The organism is Collinsella sp. AF11-11, assembly GCF_003465485.1.
In the GTDB taxonomy this organism is placed as follows: Bacteria; Actinomycetota; Coriobacteriia; order Coriobacteriales; family Coriobacteriaceae; genus Collinsella.
The window spans coordinates 1-2,637 of record NZ_QSAS01000032.1; the positions used below are offsets into that span (position 1 = coordinate 1).

Sequence of the window (2,637 nt, forward strand, 5' to 3'; positions counted from 1 at the left end):
TCTACGAGACCGGCAAGAAGATGACCGCGCTCGCCGACAAGGTCGCCGACGAGGGCTACGACGCCGTGTTCCTGATGGGCGTCGGCGGCACCTGGGACGAGCTCATGCAGCTCGAGTACCTCATGAACAAGTTCGGCGACCGCGACCTCGAGGTCTACCTGATCCACGCCGCCGAGTGGAACGTCATGGGCCACAAGCGCATGACCGAGAAGTCCGTCGTGCTCACCGCCTCCGAGTCCGGCACCACCCCCGAGGTCCTCGAGGCCGTCAAGAAGATGAAGGGCATGGGCGTGCGCGTCTACGCCATGACCAAGCCCGAGGGCCCCATCGGCCAGGCTGTCGGCGCCGAGAACTGCGTCGCCATGGCTTCTGACCATGGTTCGGGCGGCTGCGAGAAGGGCTACTACCTCGCCGACTGCTTCGGCCTGCGCCTGCTCAACCGCCGCGGCTGCTTCCCCAAGTTCGATCTGTTTATCGAGCAGACCAAGGACATCTGGAAGGACATGCTCGATATCCGCAAGCGCTTCGAGCCGCGCGCCGAGGAGCTCGCCAAGAAGTACGCCCTGGCCCCCTACACCATGTTCATCGGCTCCGGTGCCCTGTGGGGCGAGACCATCCTGTTCTCGATGTGCATCCTCGAGGAGATGCAGTGGAAGCGCACCCGCTACATCACCTCGGCCGACTTCTTCCACGGCACCCTCGAGCTCGTGGAGCCCGGCGTCCCGGTCTTCCTGTTCATGGGCGAGGACGAGAACCGCAAGCTCGACGAGCGCGTCCGCGCCTTCCTGACCCGCGGCGTGACCGGCGACACCGACATCAACGTCATCGACACCGCCGAGTTCGCGATCCCCGGCCTTGACGACGAGTTCCGCGTCATCGTGTCTCCGTGGATTCTGACGGTGCTCGTTACCGACCGCCTGGCTCGCTACTACGAGACGGTCACCAAGCACAACCTCAAGTATCGTCGCTACTATCACCAGTTCGACTACTAAAGAAAACGGGTGCGGGAACGCGCCGGGCTATAGAGAGGAACACAGAATGAGGCAGTACATCATCGCCAGCCATGCGCACTTCGCTACCGGCATCAAGGAGAGTGTCGAGCTGCTCTCGGGCGCTCGCGACAACGTCCACGATCTTTCGATGTTCGTCGATGACCGCATGGACGTGGCCGAGGAGGCCCAAAAACTGCTGGCAGGCATGGCTGCCGACGATGATGTCGTTGTCTGCACCGACCTCTTTGGCGGCAGCGTCAACAACGAGTTCACCAAGATCGTCCAGACGCGTCCCCGCACGTACCTCGTTACCAACATGAACCTTCCTCTGCTTATCCAGCTGCTGTTCTCTGACGAGTCGGCGCCGGTTGAGGAGACGATTCGCGCCATCGTCGCTGCGGACGATACGCGCGTGAAGTTTGTCAACGATCTTTTGGTCGATGACGAAGAGGAAGAAGAGTTCTAATCCGCAGCACCTACTGACACGCCGTAAGACGGCACAAGACCTTTGGGGGGTCACATTATGATTCAGCTACTTCGCGTCGACCATCGCCTGCTTCATGGCCAGGTCGCGGTCTCTTGGGTCCAGGGCCTTGGCTCCAACTGCATTTTCTGCGTGGGCGATAAGGTCGCCAACGACCCGGTGTGGAAGACGACGCTCAAGATGGGCAAGCCTGCCGGCTGCAAGCTCGTCATCAAGGATATGGCGAATGCCATCGAGGCCATTAACTCGGGTGTGACTGACAAATACAAGATGATTATCTGTGTCGCCACCATCGCTGAGGCAAAGCAGCTTGTTGAAGGCTGCCCGCAGATCAAGTCGGTCAACCTGGGCAACACCAAGCCCAAGGACGAGAAGCGCCCCGATGCTCGTCAGGTCTCTCGTCAGATCTTCCTGACTGCAGCCGAGGAGGCCGATGTGCGTGAGATGCTGAACAACGGCGTCGAGGTCGAGATCCGTCCTCTGGCCGATGACCCCAAGGTTGACTGCGCAAGCGTGCTCTAGGCGTTCAATTTCGAAGAGTCTGAGCTCTTCGTAGTGTCCTATTAGGAAAGGGGGATATATGCTTACCCAAGCAATCCTCATCGGACTTATCGCCGCATTTGGTAAGTTCGACTTCCAGCTCGGTACGCTCTATGCGTTCCGCCCCATCGTCCTGTGCCCGCTCGTGGGCCTGGTGCTGGGGGACCTGCAGTCCGGCCTCGCGATCGGCGCCAGCCTGGAGCTTCTGTTCATGGGCTCGATCTCCATCGGCGCCTACGTGCCGCCTGATGAGACGATCGGCGGCGTGCTCGCCTGCGCCTTCGCTATCCAGTTGGGCCAGAGCACCGAGGCAGCCATCGCGCTCGCTATGCCCATCGCCACGCTGTGCCTTGCCATCAAGAACATCCTCAACGCCGCCCTGCCGATTCTGGTTGACCGCGCTGATGTCTTCTCCGGCCAGGGCAACCTTAAGGGTGTCTATGCGATGCACTTCCTGATCGGTTTGACCGGTATCATCATGGCGTTCCTGCTGTGCTCGCTGTCGTTCTATCTGGGTGCTGACGCCATCCAGGGCATGCTCGACTTCATCCCGCCCTTTGTCCTTGCTGGCTTTGGCGTTGCCGCCAACATCCTGCCGGCCATGGGCTTCGCCATGCTCGG

Annotated in this window: 4 protein-coding genes; all 4 read left to right on the forward strand. The window is 60.8% G+C overall.

The window, feature by feature from the left end; translation table 11 throughout:
- The coding region (locus tag DWV58_RS09660) for an SIS domain-containing protein (protein ID WP_117776940.1) at positions 1 to 992 on the forward strand (992 nt) is incomplete at its 5' end.
- 46 nt (positions 993 to 1,038) lie between these two features.
- Complete coding sequence (locus DWV58_RS09665; protein WP_117565057.1) at positions 1,039 to 1,458, forward strand: PTS sugar transporter subunit IIA; 420 nt, start codon at positions 1,039 to 1,041, stop codon at positions 1,456 to 1,458.
- Positions 1,459 to 1,515: 57 nt separating this feature from the next.
- Positions 1,516 to 1,998, forward strand: a complete 483-nt coding sequence (locus tag DWV58_RS09670; RefSeq protein WP_117565058.1) for a PTS sugar transporter subunit IIB — start codon at positions 1,516 to 1,518, stop codon at positions 1,996 to 1,998.
- Positions 1,999 to 2,056: 58 nt separating this feature from the next.
- Positions 2,057 to 2,637, forward strand: a 581-nt coding sequence (locus DWV58_RS09675; RefSeq protein WP_147324173.1) for a PTS sugar transporter subunit IIC, incomplete at its 3' end; no start/stop codon positions are given.